This window comes from Vibrio sp. 1402, assembly GCF_033340275.1.
This window is the reverse complement of sequence record NZ_JAWOWE010000335.1, coordinates 1-658: the sequence shown is the minus strand read 5'-3', so window position 1 is coordinate 658 and position 658 is coordinate 1. Positions and strand designations below refer to the sequence as shown.

Genomic DNA, 658 nt, shown 5'->3' with positions numbered 1-658 from the left:
CTAAACGTTCTTTAACGTCTTTGCGCTCTGCTTCTGTGAAGCCAAGATCGATCATGCGTTTTTCTAGTGAGCCTTTCGACAACACATCATGAATCACAGGCGTTGAGTGCATGCCCATCATCATGCCAGTTTCGTTGCCTTTGAATGTCCACTCAGGCAGGCGACCTTTGCGCACGTTGCCTTTGTCATCCACCCATTCTTCTTCTGCGTAAGACAGCATAGACAGCACCACGTCGGCTAGGCGGTCAGGTTCAAGAATCGAAGACAGCGGTTGAACTGCGCGGTAGGTATCCCATAACGAGAAAGTGTCGTAGCGCGTGAAGTCTGCTTTGCCATCTTTGTTGGCATCGGCAGTGCGGATCGACTCTTTCAGCGTATCAATCTTATCGCCCCAAGGTGTGTTGCCATCTGGGTATGCGTTACGACCTTGGTGAACTTGGCGGTAGCGACCATCTAAGTCAGAGTGAATGGTTTGACCTAGGTACGAGTGGTACATCGCGGTGTAGAACGTCTGTTTGTAATCCTCGTCGCCAGAGACTTGGATCTTGCCGAGTTCGTCTTCCCATTTCTTCGTTGCCGCTTCGCGTACTTGGTCGAAGGTCATGCCCGCAACTCCTGTCATTTTAAAAGAATCACCAGAATTGCGGCACTCCCCGAT

At 50.8% G+C, this 658-nt stretch carries 1 protein-coding gene; it reads right to left on the bottom strand.

What is annotated here, in order from left to right:
* Nucleotides 1-658 (bottom strand): glycoside hydrolase domain-containing protein (locus tag R7044_RS25915; RefSeq protein ID WP_225456086.1); only part of this gene is annotated, 658 nt, incomplete at both ends.